We start from the raw sequence: 17,659 nt of genomic DNA, 5'->3' as shown, positions 1-17,659 counted from the left end.
AAAAATGGTTGCGGTTACTTTTTATGAGGCATTTACTGCCATTGAAAGCCATAAGCATGAAAATTTGTAATAATACGGGCGTAGACAACTATCACCAAAGAATTTTTCCACCTGCCCCCCACTCTGAAAAAACCTTAGGCTCAACAGCCAAGTATCTTTTATTCCTTAGCTTATACATTGGCCAATACGCACCGGTGGGATTCACCTGGCTCACCATGCCGGTCATCCTGCGCTCCCATGGTTTCAGCCTGGGAGCCATCGGCATGATGGCCCTTTTATATTCTCCCTGGGCGCTCAAGTTCCTTTATTCATCGATCTTGGAACGCTTTCCCCTGCCTATTGCAGGCCGCAGAAAGGGCTGGATCATGATCACCAGGGTCATGGCCCTGGTCACTCTTTTCCTTTTGGCCGGGAACTCACCGGAACAGGGCCTGGTCCTTCCGATCTGCCTGATTCTGGCTATGAATTTCTTTTTCGCGGTAAGTGATCTGGCAGTGGACGGCTATGCCACGGACATACTACTGCCCAAGGAGCGCTCCTGGGGAGCCTGCCTGCAGATAACCGGAAATTTCGCTGGGTTCATGGTCGGAGGCGGCGTCTTTCTTATCCTTTATCATCACCTGGGCTGGGAGATAACCCTGTGGCTGATGGCCTGCTTCATTTTGTTGCTAACCATGCCCATGGCCTTTCACAAAGAACTGACCCGTAATTATTGGCAAACCAAAAAAGCAGACAAGGATCCCAGTCAAAAACCCCATCCCCTTTCTTTTGTGGCCCGTCCCCAGACCAAGGCGCTTTTTGTCTTACTGGTAATAGCCGCCATTGTCTTTAAAAGCGGTTATCAGGTGCGCCTCTCCCTGTTGGCTGATCTGGGAATGAACCCAGGCCAGATCGGCTCGCTGACCCTGTGGGCTGGCTCCCCCCTTTCCATGGTCGGCACCATTCTCACAGGGGTGTTTTTGAAAAGAACCGCCATGAACAAGCTGTTTCAGACGGCGTGCGCCCTGGCAGGGCTACTGGGCTTTCTGTCTTGGGGCGTGGCAGGTTCGATTTTCAGTTCAAAGTGGGTTCTGGCCGCAATGATTGGGCTGGAGCAGATCCTGATGGGAGGCATAATGGCCGCCATCTACACCCTTATCCTACGGGCCAGCGTAGGGCCCCAATCAGGTACAGACTACGGCATCCTATGCGGCGTACAGCACCTGACCTCCTTCTGCGCTGTGATTGCAGCCGGCTATCTCAGTCAAGCCCTGGGCTATGGCCCATTTTATATTTTTCTGGCCCTGGGTTCCCTGGTCTTCATTTTTCCGGTCAAAAGACTTTTTCTCGACAGCCTGCGCTCCCTGAATCAACCGGATTCAGAGCCCGGCTCCGTAACGAAGCCATTTTCCTCTTAACCAGCAAGGGAGCAAAATATGTCGGAAACAGCCAAAACAAAAAATGACTTTAAGCGTCTGTACCGGATGCATCAGGGATATTTCTATTCCAATCTCTTACATACAGCCCTTGAGCTAGGGGTTTTCAAGCACCTCAAAAATTATGCCAGCCCCTTTGATGCGGCTCAAAAACTAAACACTCATCCTGCCAACACCTCCCGGTTTTTTAACGGCCTGGCTGCGATCGGCCTGCTTAAGAAAAAAAAGGCCCTCTACAAAAACAGCCCCTTGAGCCAAACCTATCTGGACCAGGATTCAGAGTTCTATATCGGGGACTATCTTCTCTATCACGCCGAGTGGAATACGCCCTTGTTTGACAATTTCAAGGCAATTCTACAAAACGGCCCACCCGCCAGAGAGGCAAAGGCAGACGATCCCGAACTCTGGGCCCTGGGCGCAACCGCAATCGCGCAATTCCAAAAGGCCTGCACCGGTCCTGCCCTGGCTCGCATCATCTCAGGCCTGGATGAGTTTCATTCCTTTGGGCGCATGCTGGATCTGGCCGGTGGCCCGGGAATAAACGCCCTGGAAATAATCAAGGCCCACCCAAGCCTTAAAGGAGTGCTCTTTGACCGACCGGCGGTTATTGAGGTAGCCCAAAAATATATCAAACAATATCAACTAGGAAGCAGGCTATCTGTTATACCGGGTAACTTTCAGGCCGACTCTTTTGGCCAGGGATACGACCTGATCCTGGCCTCCGCCTGCCTTAACTTTGTCCGGCAAGACCTCACAAAGATGATCAAAAGAATCCATCAAAGTTTAAATCCCGGCGGGGTCTTTGTAAGCATACACGACGGGCTCACCCATGAAGGCACCCGGCCCGCTTCATTTGCCCTGAGCTGGATGCCGGTGGCCATGATGTGGCAGGAGCTTAGCCTTGAAAAAGGCCTTATTGCACAAGCCATGGTCAAGGCCGGATTCAAAACCGTCGTCTCGGAACAGATCTCTTTCGGCATCGGCGAGATGGCCATGGATATCGGAAGAAAGGTCTGATCCAGCCACCCGCCCTTGGTAAATGGTCAAGGGCCTTGTCCGGCCCTGCCGAAAGGCTTGCCCTAAGAGGCTTTTGGCAAGATTCAATCAACACGAGGAGAACCAAAACGGAGTGCATTGAAATGAAACGAAAAAAACTTACCCTTGGCTTGGGCTTGGCGGCCCTTGTCCTGTGCCTGGCTTTTCCGGCCCAGGCAGAAGAACCGTCCCGCAACTTGGAAGACCTCACTGTTACAGCTCAAAAAAAAGAAGAGAACGCTCAAAAGGTGCCTATTGCCATTGACCTTTTCTCTGAGCAAAAAATAGAGGATCTCGGCCTGGGAGACATGTCCGAAGTGGTCATGTACACCCCAAATGTATTCATGAAAACCAATGCGGCTGAAAGCCCAATCATAATAAGGGGCATATCTTCCTTTAAAAGTTCATTTCTTTCACCCACCGGTTTTTATGTGGACGATGTATCCTACCCCTTAAGCTATATGACCAACCCGGGGTTATGGGATATTCAAAGAATTGAAGTGCTCAAAGGGCCACAGGGCACTCTGTATGGCAGGAATACCGAAGCCGGTCTAATTAATGTGATCACCCGCCAGCCGGGCAACCAAGTGCGGGGCAAGATGGAATTCAGCCTGGGAAGTTATGACAGCGATAACAACGGGCTAAATACTCAGGCAGGCGCATCTGTTTCCGGCCCTATATTGGAAGACAAGCTATATCTTGGCCTGGCTGTACACGCTCTGAACTCAGACGGGTTCAGAAAGGACTTGGCCACCGGGGAAGACGGCGTGGACCAAGAACGTCACTTGGCAGGCAGGGGAATTGTTCGCTTCACTCCTTTGGATAAGTTGGACGTCTCCTTTAGCGCGGGATTCAGCAACCAGGACGACGGATTTGGAGTTTACCGCTTGGTTAACGGCCCCAAAGCCAGCGATCGGTACACTGTTAACAGCGGCGACCCCGACTTGGGCAAGGATGAAAACGGCAACAATCAGAGTCTCAAAATAAAATACCGGGGGTTGGGGTGGAATTTGGTCTCCATCACCTCCCGCCAGGACTATGACATTGATTTTACATCTGATATGGACTTTGCAGACGGACCTTCCTATGCCCGTTTTGGATTTAACGATGAGCTTTATTCCCAGGAGGTCAGAATCTCCTCCGAAGAGGGGGGCGTTCTGAGTTGGTTGGTGGGGCTCTATGGTTTTAAAGAAGACACCGGGACTAAATTGGATATAAGAAACCGTTTGCCTAAATTCACCTCCAGCTTCTGGAACCCGGTGGGGGATATAGAAACAAACGGCAACGCACTTTTCTCCCAGGTCACCTGGCACATCATGAAAAGGTGGCGCCTCACAGCGGGCTTACGCTACGACCATCAGGATATAAGCGGCAAGGTGGTGAATAACAGCACCGCCATGATGCCGTTTTTACCATCTCGCTTATCATTTTCAGAAGACCTTTCTTATGACGAATTGTTGCCTAAATTCGCACTGGCCTTTGACCTGACCGAAAACAGTAACGTTTATTTGAGCGCCGCCAAAGGTTACCAGACCGGCGGTTACAACTATTCAATGGTCATGAGCCCGGACACCTTTACCTATGAGCCCGAATATTCCTGGAGTTATGAGTTAGGCAGCAAAAACACCTTTTTCAATAACCGGCTGATCATTAACGGAAACCTCTTTTATGTGGACATAACCGACAAGCAAATTGACGTTAACAACCCCAGCGCCAGGGGCGTGCCCATGGCCCCGGATATCCAAAACGCGGGTAAGGTTCACTCCTATGGCGCCGAATTGAACATTCAGGCCGATGTAATGCCCGGCCTGGTCTTATTCGGAAACTTCGGCATTTTAAAGACCAATATAGATCAATGGCGCTTTGCGTCAAACCAGGGAGTTGTGGATTACGAAGGCAACAAACTGGCCTACGCCCCTGAATATTCCTTTGATCTGGGGGCCAGATACCGCCATGAAAGCGGACTTTTCCTGGCCGCCGCCATCACTGGTAAGGGCGAATACTTCGGCGATCCGGCCAACCGCATGAAACAAGAAGCCTTTGAGCTGGTTAACCTTAGACTGGGTTATGAAACAGAGTCTTTTGATGCGGTTTTGTGGTGCAAAAACCTTTTTGACCAAGAGTACTTCACCGTGCTGGATGAAATGATGTCAAGCGGAGTGCTCAAGGCAGTGGAAGGTGATCCCCGCATGGTGGGAATAACCCTCAGGTACAGGTTTTGAAACCAGCTGAAGATATACCGATCTAAATTCAAGTATCTCGCCGGGCGTGACCATGGGGCAGCCTCACAAGCCCGGCGGGGTCATAATTCAATTACCTGACAGGCGCCGACTCCCTGCCAAATCCTTTTACACCCATTTCAATAAAAACTGCTAAACCCGAAGCAACCCGCTTTTTCATTAATGATTGAAAAACCCTTTTTTTGGGCCTGTAACCTGAATCAACCCGCTAGAATGAAACAAACACCTTGATTGTATTTTTATTTATCTGATTATTCCCGCTAACCTCAAAGGCGCGTTATGAGGCCCAAAAGTTTGCGACAAAGACTGATTATTTTTCTGCTGCTGCCTGTGGCCGCTTTGCTCACCGGCCTGGGAATATTGGGCTTTGTCCAAACCAGGGAAAGCCTTTTGGAGGGCTGGCGCGAAAACGCGCTTTTTAGTCTGGAAAGAGCAGCCCACACCATAGACATGCGCCTGAGCCGCCCTGTGGAAGCCATCACCCTTATGAGCAGCATGGGGGCCGCTCAGGGGATCTCCCTGCCACAATGGGAAAAGGAATTAAACCGCATCCCGGGTGTGGTGAGAGTTACCTTTAAGGAAACAGATAATAATCAACCGGGCGGAGACCGGCACAGGCCGGGGCCGGGGCGAGGCATGGGGCGTTTTAGAGAGGCCATGGGAATGAGCCCCCACCGGGCATCCATAACCAAAGTCACCTCCCCCACCTACGACACCCAGGCGGAAGAAAAAACCGTAACAATTGCATTCACCTTGACGGACCCGGACAACCAAAAGTTGGGAAATCTAGAAATAGTTTTAAGTTTCAAGTATTTATTACAGGAACTTCAGGCCCTTTCCTGGTGGCGGACTGAAACTGTTTTGCTTCTGGACAAATCCGGCAAGATACTCACCCAGACCCGGCCTGATAAAAACCAAGAAGGCCTCAACCAAATCGCAAACCACGCCTTTATGCAAAAAACCCTCTCTGAACTGGCCAAAAAAGAATATGGAACCCTTTTGGGGCCGGGACACCCTGCTGAAATAGTAAGCGGCTGGCACCGTCTGAAAAAAGCGCCCTGGAGCCTGGTGCTTTTTGCCCCCGGCGATAAGGTCTTGAGCCCCATATTCAGCTTTTTACGGCAATATGTTTTGGTGGGTTTTCTCTGCATTGGCCTGGTTTTGGTGCTTATTCTAAAGGTTACCGGTAAAGTCGCAGCCCAGGTGCAGACCCTCACCCAAGCGGCCAAGGATATAGCACAAGGTAATTACGCAGAGATCCCTTCTCCGGAGACCAGGGATGAATTCCAAACCCTTGCCCATGAATTCAACGCCATGGTAAAGGGACTTGAAGAAAGGGACATGATCAGAGACACCTTTGGCCGCTACATGGACCCGGCCATAGCTAAAGAGTTGATGGCTGATCCCAGGGCGGGCAGCCTGGGCGGAGAAAAAAGGGCTGTCGCCATAATGATGACCGATATAAGGGGATTCACCCCCTTGTGCGAAGAGCTGAGCCCGGAGAAAACCATAGCCGTAATCAACCGCTACCTCTCGGTGGTTATTGATGTAATCCAAAAGCACAAGGGCATTATTGTGGATTTTCTGGGGGATGCGGTCCTGGTGTTTTTTGACAACCCGGAAAAAGACCTGGGCCGGTCAACCGGCCGCGCCCTTTATTGCTCCCTGGAACTGAGAGATAAAACCAACCAGTTCAACCATTCGGCCCTTGAGCAGGGATTACCCGAGTTGCAAACCGGCATAGGCCTGCACGCAGGCGAGGTGGTGGTGGGAAACATCGGTTCCAAAACCAGGGCGAAATACGGCATAGTCGGCGGTCCGGTCAATGTAACCCATCGCATTCAATCCCAGGCGCAAGGCGGCGAAATCGTGGCCTCCAGCAATTTTTTAAAAGCCCTTGGCTTTGAGGTGAGCCTTATACGCAGTTTTGAGGCGAAACTAAAGGGTGTGGAAGCAGCAATGACCCTGCACGCCATAGACAAGGCCCCAAAAGAAAACCGGCAGGCTGTTTAACAACAACCTGCCGGTCCGGACCGCTTTTAATCGGACTTTACCTGAATACCCAGGGAGTCTTCCTGTCCTGTGGGGATATAAATCCCGTTCAGCATCAAGGTCCCGGGTTCGGAGATGGCTTCAGGGGGGATAAGCCAGGACTCACTATAGTGATAAGGCACATGTCCGGTCATGACCACTTGGGTCACCACCGGCATGAATACACGGTCTGCGCTCCAGCGCCATATTTCCTTGCCGTTGAACTCGGCCCAGAAATCATAGATCTGCGAGGTGGGGCAAAGCCCGTGCCATACACTGCGCTTGGTCCAGATGGCGGAAAGGGTCATGGTTAAAGGCAAAAAAGGAGTTTCGCCTTCCTTGGGAAGATAGATAATCGCCGGTTTTGCGGCCAGTTCCACCTCCATGCCTTCCTGGCGGTCCGTACGAATGCCCAGATAACCCAGAGGGCTTATCTCTTCATATTGCAAGGCCCCCTGGACAAGTTCCCCCTTTATGCTCACCTTTTGATTCAGGTAGGGATGTAAAACCTCGTCTTGCTGCCAAAGCACCGCTTTTTTAGTTACATAAACCTCCTCATAGTCTGAGAGCTGTAAAAAATAGGAGACACCTTCGGACTTGGACCCGATCAGGTGAAGCTTGGAAAAAAGATACCCCTCGAAAACAGCCATTTTCTCCGCCTTTCTCCATAAGAGATTTTAAAAGGCTCTTTATTGGTCTAAAAACCTCAAGTAAACGGCGCTTATGGGGCAGGCAAAGGAGAGTCTGTGCTTGGGAAAACTCCTTTAAATAATAGGTTACATAATTATAATAGTAGTTTTTTATTACATTTTCAGTCAACCTCCTTAATCTGGGGGTAAAATAAAGGCATATTAAGACAGCTGGCCTCGCGGCCGGATTATTTTTTTTAGAAGCTTGATGTTTTTAATAAAAATAGATTAACTAGTTAATCAACCTTGTAAGGATATCAACCTTGCCACCCATTAAACCAAACCGGGAAGGAATTCATGGAGCCCAGAAATATTTCAGAATGGCTGGTTAACACCAGGCGTCAAATACACATGAAACCTGAACTAGCCTATCAGGAAAAAATCACTACAGAGCTGGTTAAATCCATATTGGAAGACCTCAATATAGAGACCCGCACCTTTGATGATGTAACAGGCGTTGTGGGGCTCATTAAAAATAAAGAGGGCGGACGCACTATTGGCCTGAGGGCGGATATGGACGCCCTGCCTTTGGATGAGCTTACAGATGTGGAACACAAGTCCCGTAACCAAGGAATTATGCACGCATGCGGGCATGATGCCAACACCACCATTATGCTTGGTGTGGCCAAATGGCTGGTTGAATCCGGCAAGGCAAAAGAATTAAACGGCAATGTAAAATTTATTTTCCAACCCGCCGAAGAAGGCGGCCAGGGCGCCCGAAAACTCATCAACCGCGGGGTTCTCGAAAACCCCAAGGTGGACTGGATACTGGCCGGTCATCTTTTTCCTGATGTGGACTATGGGAAAATCGGCATAGCCAAGACCAAAAGCCATGCATCCACAGACACCTTTATTGCCTTGATGAAGGGAAAGGGCGGACATGGGGCCAGGCCCCACCAGTGCGTTGATCCGGTTGTAGCCACCGGCGCCTTTATCCAGGCTGTGCAGACCGTGGTCTCACGCAGCATAGACCCCCTGGAGGCCGGAGTTATCACCATTGGAGCCATAAACGGGGGCAGAACCTTTAACGTCATCCCCCAGGAGGTGGAAATAAAGGGAACCATAAGGGCCCTGACCCATGAAGTCAGAAAAACATTGCTAAAACGGCTTCAGGAAATAGCCAAGGGCATATCCGAAACCTACGGCCTAAACTGCGAACTCACCTTGCGCACCGGCAATCCCCCGGTGATCAACGACGCCGAAGTATCCACCTTTATGCATGAAACCGCGGCCCAAGTGGTAGGCGAAGAAAACGTATTGTGGCTGCCGCCCACAACCGGCGGAGAGGATTTCGCTTTTTACGCAGAGCAGATCCCGGGCACCATAATCCGCCTGGGCAGCCGCAACCAGGACAAAGGCATCGTATATCCCCTGCATTCACCTTATTTTGATATTGACGAAAGGGTGCTGGCCTTAGGTGTTGATATATTTGCCAAGGCGGTTGTTAAACTGCTTTCTTAAGGCGCCTCGTTTCCCCGAAAAAATGCCCGGTGGGCTTAGGGCCGCCGGGCATTTCGCATTAATGCGGCGCAAAAATCCTCACCCATCCAACACATCCCTTATGGTTCTCAGCATGTCGGCCAATTGATAGGGCTTGCCCACAAAACCGGCCGCCAGTGAATCCTTGTCGCGGACCTCTGCCCCGTCCGGGGAATAGCCGCTGGAAATGAGAACCTTTGCCTTTGAATTGATTTTTACTATCTTTTTAAGAGCCTTGTAGCCACCGATTCCCGGCATGCCCAAATCCATGATCACCAAGTCCAGTCCGTTCCCGTGTTTTTCATAGATCTCGATTGCCTCTTCCCCGCTGCCCGCGGTAATCACCTCATAACCATTGCGTTCAAGCATCTTAAGGGCTACATCAAGCACAGCCCTGTCATCATCCACCACCATTATGGTCTCATCTCCGCCTTTGATATTCTGGCTTGCGGGCTTCACTTCTTCCTCCTCAGGCAATTTTTCCGTAGGCACGGGGATGAGTATTTTAAAGGTGGTTCCCAAACCGGGCTCGCTAAAACACTCAATATGACCGCCATGGTTTCTCACCACTCCATAGACCGTGGAAAGCCCCAGTCCGGTGCCCCTGCCCACTCCCTTGGTGGTGAAAAAAGGCTCGAAAATGTGCTGACTGGTTTCTTGATCCATGCCGTGGCCATTGTCCGTGATTGTGATCTGAACATACTCGCCCTTTTCAAGATTCATGTTAATCGAACGATCTCCCGCAGCTAAAAAAACAGTTTCAGTACTTATGAAGAACTTGCCGCCATCAGGCATGGCATCCCTGGCATTGGTCCCCAGATTCATCAGTATCTGCTCCAACTGGCTGGGGTCGGCCTTTATGACCGGCAACTCATCGGCCAGGTCCAATTCAATGCTGATCATCTTCGGCAAAGTGCGCTCCAAAAGCCGCATGGTGGCCAAAATCTGCTTATTGAGGTCCAAGGGTTTAAAGGCGGCCTCGACCTTACGGCTGAAGGTCAAAAGGCGACGGACCAGCTCAGCTGCCCGCAAAACCGCGCCGTTCACCCTGACCATCTGCTCCCTGTGCTCCTGGCTCAATTCGCGGTCGGCTATCATAAGCTCCACATAACCGGCTATGGCCTGCAGGATATTATTGAAATCATGGGCCACGCCACCGGCCAAAGTTCCTATTGCCTCCATCTTCTGGGCCTGTCGCAACTGTTTCTCAAGGGCATTGCGTTCCTGCTCGGCGAGCTTCTGAACGGTAATGTCTTGGGTGGCGCCGAAAATCCGGATCACTTCCCCTGCCCGGTTGTAATGGATCTCTCCCTCATTCCTTATCCAGCGCTGCTCTTTGTCCGGACGAATTATGCGCATCTCAAAGCTTAAGGATTTTTCATTTTCAATCGCCCTCTGAAAAAGGTCTTGGGCCTTTTCTTTGTCTTCCGGGTGAACCATTTTCAAAATATGCCCAGGCCTGACTGCACGATTTTCGGGCAGGCCGACTATCCGGTACAGCTCTTGGGACATGGTCAGGTGGTTTTCCGGCAAGACAAGCTCCCAACTGCCCACATGGGCCAGGGCCTGTGCCTTGGCCAGGCGGTGTTCGCTGTCCTTTAAATCATTTTCCGCTTTTCTGCGCTTTGCTTCCTGGGCCTCCAGCTCCCTGGCCATCTCGTTGTAGCCATTGATAAGAGACTGGGCCTGATCAATAGCTGTGTGATTTTCAATGCGAAAAGACAAATCACCACGCTTGATTCGCTCAAAGGCGTCGGTCATGTCACTGGTAAAAATCTCAAAAAGACTTTTCTTGGGGAATATGGCAAAAATAGACCAGCCGATCTGCTTAATGGCGTTGTAATACCCAATGCAATCCGCACCATCTTTATTTTTAAGCTCCAGCTGCCCTTGCCCCTTTTCCATGAGCTCAATCATGTCAAGCTCTGCAAAATCAGGGCCCAGAGCCCTTTTATCCTGCTGAAAAACACTGCCCTTTTCCTTATCAATGGCAGTGACGATCACCGGGTGGACCACTATCTTGCCATCTCTGTCCAGGATAAAATTCTCCTGGCCCGGTAAAAGAGTCTCTATTTCATAGTTGGTGAGCAATACCCGCATCGGCACATCAATGCTCCACAGCCCCTGGAACTCATCTCTTTGGTAAACGGGTATGGAAATGGAAAGAATAGCCCCTTCGCCGGCGTAATCAACCGAAGGCGGTGTCCACCTGACCTCGCGCTCGGGGTTGTGCTCCGGGTCCACGGAGAGCCAGGTATGATAGGTAGACCAGTCAAAATCATGTGGAATGGCCGTACTTTGATCAATGTAAGGATATTGCAGGGCAGTATTGGTGATATCCTGATAATAAATCCAGGCCGCCCCTGCCAGACGGTTGTGAATTTCCTCAAGAAAAGGCCCGATTCCACGCAGGCAATACATTCGCTCCCTGGCCAGGGGATCATTCTTGATGGCCGCATCCCAGGAAACACTTATGGCATTTTTGGGAGCCTTGCCTTTACGATAGGCTTCAAGCAGAGGCTGACTTTGCCAGAAGCCATCCTCATCCTCTTGAAACCCCTCTTTTAGAAGCCATTTTTCAATGACTGTGCGGCTTGCTTTTTGGGTGCGGAAAAGCAGAAGAGAAAGCCTTTCCATTTCGTAAAGCGCATCATAATAACGGGTTATGTCCCGCTCCAGCCTGGCTGTTACGGACTGGACGTGCATGCGTACAACATTTAACTCATTCACGGTCAACTCCCTTGCTTAGACCAAGCCGCTCAAAAGCAGATTTCAAAGGCGACTTGTTCGCTATATCCACATCAAGGCAGGCGTCACCTTTGACAAATACGGTGAAGGATCGTGATGATCATGAAAATGCTTTGATTTTCTAAGTATTATAATGACAAATTGGCAGGATAAAGAAAATACTATTACAGTAAAGCATGCAGTGAAACAGCAATCTAACAGGATAAAACAAAGAGCCTGATTGGATCGATCAAAAGGCCTCCACCCGCTTATCGTAATATTTTAGCAATAAAAACAAGCAGGTATAGAAGATACTTGATATGGTTCCGGCAATTAAAAAAGGCGGGAGTCTGGTGTAAAGATTAAATCTAAAAGATTCAGACAACAGCTAACCTTTTCCAACAAAAAGGGTCAAGTCAGGTGGATTATTGCGCCCTCTTCTTTTCATACTTTTTTCATAAACAATCTGTCCTCCCCCTTTTTTCTTGGCCTGGTAAACCGCCTGATCGGCCTGTTCAAACAAATCCCTGCACAAATCGTTAACATCTCCATCCGCCTTGTCTTGGCGGTTAAAATAGGCCATCCCCATGCTTAAGGTGGAGTCCCCAACCATATAAACCGCATGACGCACCAGGATGCGTTTCATAGCTTTTACAACTCCATCCGGGTCTTCGGAAAAGACAAGCACCCCGAATTCATCACCGCCATAGCGAAAGGCCACGTCACCGGCCTTGCGGGTGGAATCTTTGATATTCGTCGCCAGGCTAACCAGTAACTGGTCTCCAACCTGATGTCCAAAGCTGTCGTTTACCTGTTTAAACCTGTCTAAGTCCATCAAAACCAGGCAAAAACCCGAGCCGTCAGACAATGACTCCTCAATGGCCCTATGAAGCCTGGAATCAAAATAACGCCGATTATAAAGTTGAGTCAAAGGATCCAGGGTGGATAGCTTCTGGAAGCGATTTTTATCTTTTTTAGTTTCCGCCAGATAAGTATAAAGGCTTTTTTCCCTGCTGCTTACGGCGTAAAGCATCCAGTTCAGATTACGTTTCAAGGTGAGGATCTCATTTTCCTCATCAGCTTGAAGAGGCAGATCGAAAAAAATGCCCCTTTTACCTTTTCTCACTTGCAGACAAAATTTATTAATTTTATCCAGCTCGGCCACAATGACAAACCTGGCGAGCAGGTGAGCCAGGGGAAAAACAAGGGAAACAGCCAACGCCAGAAGCACGGCCAGGCAAGTGTCATAGTCCTGCTTGGTTTGGGGCTCAACCAAAACAAGAATGACCAGCCCGGGCAAAACCATTATGAATAGAAGCGCCACGCAAAGTTTGGCGCGTATCCCCCACTGAGCCCTGAACTTCACCATTTTTTTCTCTTTTTTGAAGCCACCCTAAAGTTCGCTAAGAATAAGGCACAGATAACGGCCTTCACTATTAAAGGCGGGCAACCAAGGGAGCCCGCAGTCAGGCTCCCTTGGCTTAGGATTGAAATGCCTAGAAAGCAACCGCCAGCTGGGTTGTCACGAGGTCGCGAGTGTCGTCATTCTCAAACTCACCGCGCAGATATTCCACGCTCCAGGCGGTGTCGGGCAAGAACTCCCAGGAGGCAGCCAGGCCGTACTGATGCTCGGGATGCTCTTCATAGAGGTCGCTTGTGCCTTCATAGCGGGCCGCAAAGGTCCATTTATCCAAAGGCATAAAGGCCAGTTCCAGGTTGTAAGCCGAAGGAGAGGCCTTTTCATCACCGGCAAAGCCAAGCTCGCCAGCCTTGAAGTCGTCCAGGGCAGCCACATACTCACCGGTAAAGGCGAACATGCCGAACTCAACGCCGGCCATCACAGACCAACCGCCGACCAGATCATCCAGGCCGTCGCCAGGCACCTGCTCGCGCAGGAAATCACTGCCTGCGATGTTGTTGGTATAGGCAACGCCGGCCTTGACCACAGCACCGTTCAACATCTCTTCGGGAGTCTCCACCTGTACACGGGCGTAGAAGGTATTGATGTTGTCGTCAGGGGCATCATCAATCTCGGCTACGTCAGAGTTGTAAAGGCCTGCGCCAATACTGAGCCATTCGCCGTTCCAACCCACCTCGGCCGCTGTGGCCTGGGTTTCAAACACCTCCAAGGTAAGGGGATCGGAAATAAAGTAGCTCTCAAACATACCAATAGCAGGATAGATGCGGCCGCCCATGAGGTAGAAAGGCATATCCTCGGTATCGCCCAATACGATGAAGCCTTCATCCAGGCCCACACCGTCATCGCCTTCTTCCCAAAGCATGTGGATCACACCTGTGGTGTAATCATTTATATTGGCGGTGAAGAAGACTTCGGCTGTGGCCAGGTCCAACCCACTGGTTTTGGACTCCTCGCCGTTTTTGGGGTCCATCTTCTCATAGTAGCCTTCCAACTCAACCGCACCGGCGATAGTCAGGCGTTTACCAGCTTCGGTAAGCACACCTTCAGCCTTTTTCACTTGAGCCTTTGAAAGCATGCTGGAGGCCTTGAGCGAGGTGCTGGTGGACTTGCGGGCTTCCATCCTGGCCTTGTCGGCTTGAAGCGTGGCTGCTTCGGCCTTCTTTTTGGCATCTTCCAGACGGCTCTCCATCTGGTTCAGGCGCATACGCAATTCCTTGACCTCATTCACCAGGGCCTGGACAGCGGGGTCCAGCTCAGCGGCCTGGGCCATGCCCGGCAGGCATAAAAGGCCCCCCAACAGGCCGATTGAAATTTTTTTTGCAAGAGGCAGACGTTTTGGTCTTGTCAGCTCAGAACCCATTCCCTTCTCCTCACTATTTCTGAATGTTTGACCAAGGGCCCTGGGCTCTGCTATTTTTGAGAGCAGAAGGACCCAATTCTCCCTTATTAGGGAGAAGCCTTCGGTTGAAGAGGCGGTCAGTTACCTTGGCCGGGACGGCCGCCTCTTCCTCTTAAAGTGAAACATGTTTCATGCCGCTTTCTTTCAAAAGCGGCATGACTTTACTACCCCCACCCCCATGGGGATTTCGACACTTTGTTGCATTAAAAGACTAAAGATCGCGCTTGTCTTCGATGTCTTTTTGGAGGCAATTTCCGTTAGTTTGGTCGCATGAGCAGGTGCAATCCTCACAACCACAGCCTCCGCCCTTGGCGGACTTGATAAACTTCCTGCCCACATAAGCCGCAGCTAGAATAACTATCAAGATAACCAGAATAGTTCCCATGGATCTCATCTCCCTTGTAAAGATCTTATGCACACCCTACTAAGATAATAACCCTCAAGGGAGTTTTCATAAATCCGTTCTGCACCGACGGCGATTACCCCTGCAATAGATGATTTTGTTTTCTTTAGCAGATTAGATACGCCAAACTTTATTACATGTCAAGCACTTTCTGACAGATTTCAAATTTTGGCCGTATTTCTTAAAAAGAGAGAAAAAATAAGGAGTTGCCAGGACAGAAAAAACAGATTTATCAGGCAAATAAAAAAGGCAATAAGAAGAAAAGCCCCAAGATCATGATCAAAAAAGCACCTGAAACCTCAATAAAATTAACCGCCTTGAGTGCCGTGTCAGGTTTTTTTTGAAAAAACCTGAAAAAGACTTTCTTGCCCCCCAAGGTCATGAGGGTGACCACTGAAATGGTAAGGGCCATACCGCCGGCAAGACAGACTGTCAGAGCAAGCCCCAGGCCAACAGCGCCTTTAGCCAGGCAAAACAATAAAACCAGAATCACACCGGGACAGGGGACCATGCCTGTAACCAGGGCAAGCGTGAAAATATTTTTATTTTCATGTCCTTTAGAGAAGACACTGTCTGCGGCAGATGTTGCTTGCGGGTGATTTGTTTTTTTAAAAAGGCCTGTGAGCAAAAGCCAGGCACCCAAAACTGTTATCAAACTGTAACTGATCACCTGAGTCCAGTAGGTTGCCTGTTCCATAGACCCGCTAAATCCGGCATCCAAGACAAATCGCACCAGAAGCACCAACAGAACCCCGGACAAGGCATGAAAGAAAGCTATCAGGTTGCCCAAAAACAATCCCTGGCCGATTCCTCCCCCCCTGGCCAAAACAAAGGAGGCAGCCACAGCCTTGCCGTGTCCCGGCCCGGCCGCGTGCAAAACACCATATGCGAATGCCAGGGCCAACAGCAGAAAAAGCGCACCTGTTTGCTTTTCAGAGCTTACCTGAGATATCAATCCTGAAATACGGGAATTCAAGGCTGCCTGCAACTTGATGATCCTGGCCAAATATGGGCTGAATCCAAAAGCAGCGCCCATGGACCTGGCCGGGGCTTGCTCAGGCCCGGCAATCTGCTCATTCGGGCGAGTGGCTTCCTTGTCAGGCCCGGAGCCGCTCAAAAAGGGATTGGCCGTCACGGAAAGAGGCAGGGAAAACAAAAGCGCCAGAGTTATAGCCAATCCGAAAAGCTTTATCATTTTTTTAACTTAAAAGATAAGGTGAGTTCGGTGGGATGGACCATGCCGTAGTATATGGTCCGTATAGTACTGGGGGCTATTTTATACTTCACCGAAAAGTTATTTCCACCTTTTATGGTTACGGGATTCAGAACGGCAAACTCAAGCGCCGTATAATAAGTGGGGTCTGAGGGACTTATAACCACTGTCTTCCGGTTTTGGGAAGCCTTTAGATGACAGGGGACAAAAAAATAATACACCAAACGCCCCTTTTTGACTTGCGCTCTGAAATCCTTGACCCACTTAATGACGAATTTCCTGCCGTCTATAGCTATCCAGTTAAAGTAATTATATTTCTTAAGATTCTGAAAAGCGCCTTGCTCCAAGCCCTTATTTTCATTCGGGTTGATTCTGTTGTTATGGTCCTTGTCAAACTCTTCCAGAATCATAGAGCTGAAAAACTCGTCAAAAACCCATTTCACCCCTATGCCGGAAAGTCCTTTCTGGTCAAAAACTATATTAAGGCTGGTGTCTGCAAATACATGAGGATGGGCCAGAGCGGATTCCGGCCCCACTATTATCAAGGTCGCAATCCAGAGCAACAGAAAGGATTTTATGGTTCGATTTACGTACATGGGGCTCTTTATTAAGCCCCATGTACAGGTTTTGTCAAGGGTCCTTAACTTGAGGGCAAAAGCACCCGCCAAATAAAGGGGGTGCTTTTGCCCGCAGGGCTTTCTTTAAAACCAAGAGCCCTTTACTTCATATCAAAGGCCTGCACCCAGATAACTGCATCCTGGGACAATTCCTTGCCCTTGTATTCCTTGGCAGGACCCACGCCCAGGGCGCAGAAGCCCCACCAGCCCGCCTTGGGAATGCCAAAGGCAAACTGACCATTGGCATCGGCCTTGATCATCATGGTTACAAAGGCATCGTTCGGCACATTTTCCACCTCGGCCTTTTTGGCAAAGGCATTTTCGGCCATAAGCGGTTTGTGGTTCATGAACTCGACTTCGATCTCGGCAAAGGGCACCGGGCGTCCGGCGCTCTTGACCACACCCCGGAACACATTGCCGGCCCAAAGGCCATAGGGCTTGTCAAGGGGCACGATCTCGGCATCAAGGCCAACCTCGGCATCCCAGTCAGTGGGGGAGCCGTTTACGTTCACAACCGCCTTGGTGATCTGCTGGATATAGATATCCTCATTTTTCTCATAATAGGGGCCGGGCACCAGGCAGTAAACCCAATCACCCATGCCTCTCAGCTTATCGGTGAACTTATAGGCCTTGCCCTTATTGGTCAGGCTGGTCCACTCAATGGGCTGGGCCTTTTTCAAAAGGTCTTTTTTCTTGCCTTTATGCAACACAAAAAGCTGCTCAATGCCTGACATATCCATGGTGTGACCGGCCTCGAAAGGATGGGTGAACACCACACGGAAATCAAGAGTTCCGCCCTTGGGCAGAGCGCTATCCGGAGTATAGACCATTTGGAAGTGAGCCCATGCCGCACCACCCACAGTCAAGGTAATGGCCAAAGCCGCCACTTGGGCCAGAATCCACTTTTTCATTGCACCCTCCTAAACAGATAAAAACTAAAAAAAATTATTTGGATTGATTAATAAAAAGCCCCTGAAACAGGCCGCTTAGA

At 50.1% G+C, this 17,659-nt stretch carries 13 protein-coding genes; 5 read left to right on the top strand and 8 right to left on the bottom strand.

Annotated elements, in window-relative coordinates:
- Window positions 1–56: 56 nt before the first annotated feature.
- The 4 genes from X474_RS11045 (at window position 57) to X474_RS11030 (ending at window position 6,703) form a co-directional block, all read left to right on the top strand.
- Window positions 57–1,397: an MFS transporter gene (locus X474_RS11045; protein WP_197282055.1), complete on the top strand. Its 1,341-nt coding sequence runs from the start codon at window positions 57–59 to the stop codon at window positions 1,395–1,397.
- A gap of 18 nt (window positions 1,398–1,415) precedes the next feature.
- Entirely contained in the window at window positions 1,416–2,432 is a 1,017-nt protein-coding gene (locus X474_RS11040) for a methyltransferase (RefSeq protein WP_052515102.1), read from the top strand.
- Window positions 2,433–2,554: 122 nt separating this feature from the next.
- A complete protein-coding gene (locus X474_RS11035) occupies window positions 2,555–4,672 on the top strand; it encodes a TonB-dependent receptor (protein ID WP_044348834.1) in 2,118 nt (705 codons plus the stop codon).
- 312 nt (window positions 4,673–4,984) lie between these two features.
- Window positions 4,985–6,703 (top strand): adenylate/guanylate cyclase domain-containing protein, encoded by a 1,719-nt coding sequence (locus X474_RS11030; RefSeq protein ID WP_197282054.1) that lies wholly within the window; start codon window positions 4,985–4,987, stop codon window positions 6,701–6,703.
- A gap of 26 nt (window positions 6,704–6,729) precedes the next feature.
- Here the strand turns inward: X474_RS11030 and X474_RS11025 are convergent, their stop codons facing one another.
- A complete protein-coding gene (locus tag X474_RS11025; RefSeq protein WP_044348833.1) occupies window positions 6,730–7,371 on the bottom strand; it encodes a BsuPI-related putative proteinase inhibitor in 642 nt (213 codons plus the stop codon).
- Window positions 7,372–7,707: 336 nt separating this feature from the next.
- On the opposite strand from X474_RS11025, the gene X474_RS11020 reads away from it, so the two are divergent.
- Entirely contained in the window at window positions 7,708–8,871 is a 1,164-nt protein-coding gene (locus tag X474_RS11020; protein WP_044348832.1) for a M20 metallopeptidase family protein, read from the top strand.
- A 78-nt stretch (window positions 8,872–8,949) separates the two neighbouring features.
- On the opposite strand, the gene X474_RS11015 is transcribed toward X474_RS11020, so the two are convergent.
- From X474_RS11015 to X474_RS10990, 7 genes are all read right to left on the bottom strand, one after another.
- The gene (locus X474_RS11015; protein WP_156360726.1) at window positions 8,950–11,619 is read right to left on the bottom strand and encodes an ATP-binding protein; all 2,670 of its coding nucleotides are present in this window, start codon (window positions 11,617–11,619) and stop codon (window positions 8,950–8,952) included.
- 385 nt (window positions 11,620–12,004) lie between these two features.
- The gene (locus tag X474_RS11010) at window positions 12,005–12,985 is read right to left on the bottom strand and encodes a GGDEF domain-containing protein (RefSeq protein WP_052515099.1); all 981 of its coding nucleotides are present in this window, start codon (window positions 12,983–12,985) and stop codon (window positions 12,005–12,007) included.
- Between the two features lie 127 nt (window positions 12,986–13,112).
- A complete protein-coding gene (locus X474_RS11005; RefSeq protein WP_044348831.1) occupies window positions 13,113–14,396 on the bottom strand; it encodes an LbtU family siderophore porin in 1,284 nt (427 codons plus the stop codon).
- A 250-nt stretch (window positions 14,397–14,646) separates the two neighbouring features.
- Window positions 14,647–14,820, bottom strand: a complete 174-nt coding sequence (locus tag X474_RS25610; protein WP_156360725.1) for a FeoB-associated Cys-rich membrane protein — start codon at window positions 14,818–14,820, stop codon at window positions 14,647–14,649.
- Between the two features lie 250 nt (window positions 14,821–15,070).
- On the bottom strand, window positions 15,071–16,033 hold the full coding sequence (locus tag X474_RS11000) for a nickel/cobalt transporter (protein WP_052515098.1): 963 nt from the start codon (window positions 16,031–16,033) through the stop codon (window positions 15,071–15,073).
- Entirely contained in the window at window positions 16,030–16,647 is a 618-nt protein-coding gene (locus X474_RS10995; protein ID WP_052515097.1) for a DUF1007 family protein, read from the bottom strand. The genes X474_RS11000 and X474_RS10995 overlap by 4 nt, the downstream gene beginning before the upstream one ends.
- 122 nt (window positions 16,648–16,769) lie before the next feature.
- Window positions 16,770–17,579 carry a DUF4198 domain-containing protein gene (locus X474_RS10990; protein ID WP_044348830.1) on the bottom strand — a complete coding sequence of 270 codons (810 nt, stop codon included), beginning with the start codon at window positions 17,577–17,579 and terminating at the stop codon, window positions 16,770–16,772.
- Window positions 17,580–17,659: the final 80 nt, after the last annotated feature.

This window comes from Dethiosulfatarculus sandiegensis (assembly GCF_000931935.2).
Lineage (GTDB): Bacteria > Desulfobacterota > Desulfarculia > Desulfarculales > Desulfarculaceae > Dethiosulfatarculus > Dethiosulfatarculus sandiegensis.
The sequence above is the reverse complement of the archived record's forward strand: the minus strand, read 5'-3'. Positions and strand labels throughout refer to the sequence as shown.